The sequence below is a fragment of the Martinezella tropici genome (assembly GCF_008370325.1).
GTDB lineage: Bacteria > Pseudomonadota > Alphaproteobacteria > Rhizobiales > Rhizobiaceae > Rhizobium > Rhizobium tropici_B.
The window spans coordinates 1-1,896 of sequence record NZ_VNIP01000002.1; the positions used below are offsets into that span (position 1 = coordinate 1).

General features: G+C 58.3%; 1 protein-coding gene. It reads right to left on the reverse strand.

The genetic code is table 11. The features are described 5' to 3' along the window. Nucleotides 1-270: 270 nt before the first annotated feature. Nucleotides 271-1,644 carry an ISNCY family transposase gene (locus tag FP026_RS02960; protein WP_149633152.1) on the reverse strand — a complete coding sequence of 458 codons (1,374 nt, stop codon included), beginning with the start codon at nucleotides 1,642-1,644 and terminating at the stop codon, nucleotides 271-273. Between the last annotated feature and the right edge of the window lie 252 nt (nucleotides 1,645-1,896).

A 1,896-nucleotide genomic window follows, 5' to 3' on the forward strand; every position in this document is an offset into this window, starting at 1 on the left:
GTATAGCATCGGGACATGCCAAAATCTCCAAAGTGAAGCCATTGAAATCATTGGCATGTCGCACTTGGAAATAGAATGTACCCGGCTACACACAATGTGGCGGATGAGTTGGAATGTCCGCCGGTTTGCAAAGTAGAAATGTCCTCTTGGGGCGCCACACGGCACATCGATCAGCCCCGATCTGAGCGGCTGATCCCGCTTGCAAGATCAGATCGGGGCGGGTGAGGGACACCCCTTCGGCTTTAGCTTTGAGACGATGCGATCGACATCTCACTCGGCAGCATCAAGCTTTGCCAACGCCGCCTTACGGCGTTCGATCACCGCCGGATCGTTCATGAAGTCCTTTCGCCGTCCCGGACCATGAGCACGTCGCACATAGCCGTTCTTGTCGCTGTTGCTCTTTATCGTCGGCTTTGCCTGCTGATCCTGGCGCGCCTTGATATAGGCCAGTACATCACCGAGCCGCTTGTTCTCGGTGATCGCGGCATGCGTCACTCGCTGGTCCTTGTCGAACACCGAGTAGGGCAGGGAATAGCCTTTCCAGCGCACATCGAGCCGGCCGTCCGCATAGCCATAGGTCTCGACATAGCGGCCCACCAGACCGCGCGTCACCTCGTTCTCCTCCAGCATGATCCGCTTGCGCTCGAACGAAAACGTCAGTTGCGATCCAACATAACGCTGCTCACGCTTGCACAGGATCTCCTGAAGTCGGCCAGGTGCCAGATTCATCGGACGATGTAAATCATCGGGCCGCGCGGGAGCGATCGCAAACCGCCCATTGTAGTCCTCCATGAAGACCGGCAAAAACGCATTGCCGGCCTCCATGGTATCGATGCCCGCCAGCCGCAGTTCCTTGACTAGGCGATCCTGCAGCGTCCGATTCATCCGCTCGACCCGGCCCTTGGCCTGGCTCGAATTTGCGCAGAGAATCTCAATGTTTAGCTCGCAAAGCGCACGCCCAAACTGCGTCATGCCCTGACCACCCTTGGCATCCTTCTTCGCCACCCGGAACACCGAATGCTTGTCCGAATAAAAGGCAATCGGTGCGCCGTGATGCTTGAGATAGAGCGCCAGCGCCTCGAAGTAGGTGAAGGCACTTTCGGATCGCACAAAACGCAGCTGCATCAACTTGCCCGTCGCATCGTCGACGAACACCAGCAGCGAGCAACGCGGTCCGCGATCCTCGAACCAGCGGTGCTCCGACCCGTCGATCTGCACCAGCTCACCATAGGCTTCGCGCCGCAGCCGCGGCTGATGAAACGTCCGGCGCTGCTTGCGCGACAACCATAATCCAGCATCGACCATCCAGCTGCGCACCGTCTCGCGCGACACACGCAACCCGTCGCGCTCGGCAAGCTTCTCTGTCGCCAAGGTCGGACCGAAATCCGCATAGCGTTCACGGACCAGCGTCACCGCATAGTCTCGAACACCATCACTGATCCGATTGTTCGACGGCCGGCCGATCGCCTTGTGCCGGATCGACGCCGCGCCGCGAGTCCTTATCCGCTCCAGCAGCCGACGCACCTGGCGCTCGCTCAGGTCAAGCACCTGTGCCGCCGACACCATGGTCATCCGGCCGGCAATTACTTTCGACAAAACCTCGATCCGCTGCAGATCGCGCTCGCTCATCGCAATCAATCCCATCCGCAATCTCCCACGTCATCAAAACGCGGGGAGAGTGACATTCCAACTTTGCAGAAACAGGACACTTTAACTTTGCGGCTACAGATTGAAGGCAGATAACATACATTATGGAACTAGAGTCATATGCCGCCGGATACCGACTAGTCTGTGTTTCAAGTCGCTGCAGAGCCCCAATGATCGGGCTTAGCGAGCAACGTCGTCTGCGCTCACCAGGAGCTTATCGAGCTGACGCCCATCGAGGTCCACCACCTC

Bases quoted from the DNA above. Each gene is read 5' to 3' on its own strand.
- FP026_RS02960 (WP_149633152.1), bottom strand. From the start codon at position 1,644: ATGGGATTGATTGCGATGAGCGAGCGCGATCTGCAGCGGATCGAGGTT.